The sequence below is a fragment of the Nonomuraea sp. B19D2 genome, assembly GCF_040137845.1.
GTDB lineage: Bacteria > Actinomycetota > Actinomycetes > Streptosporangiales > Streptosporangiaceae > Nonomuraea.
In genome coordinates this window covers 1-443 of the sequence record NZ_JBEFAK010000170.1, presented here as the reverse complement: position 1 = coordinate 443, position 443 = coordinate 1, and the positions used below count along the sequence as shown (strand labels likewise).

General features: G+C 69.1%; 1 protein-coding gene. It reads left to right on the top strand.

Going from position 1 to position 443, the window contains the following annotated elements; genetic code table 11:
- Nucleotides 1-443: transposase (locus tag ABN273_RS59320; protein ID WP_349458614.1), on the top strand; the 443-nt coding region annotated here is incomplete at both ends.

Below are 443 nucleotides of genomic sequence, written 5' to 3'. Positions count from 1 at the left end.
GCTACGGCACCGTCCTGATCGACATGACCACCCGCCGGCCCATCGACCTGCTGCCCGATCGCCAGGCCGACACCCTGGCCGACTGGCTCCGACCTCACTCCGACGTGGAAGTGATCTGCCGGGACCGAGCCAGCGCCTATGCCGAGGGCGCCGTCAAAGGCGCGCCCCAGGCCACCCAGTGTGCTGATCGCTGGCACCTGTGGCACAACCTCGTCCAGGCCGTGGAACGGTCGGTCACCCGACATCGCCCCTGCTTATCAGACCCTCCAGACGATGGACCCGAGCAACCCGAACGACCATCGACAGCGCAAACCACCGCCCGCCAGGGCTCGACACGATTCGCCGAGCGCACCCGCGCCAAACACGCCCGAATCCACGAGCTGAAGGCTGCCGGGCACAGCCTGCGAGCCATCGCCCGCCAGCTCCGGATGGGCGACCGCACC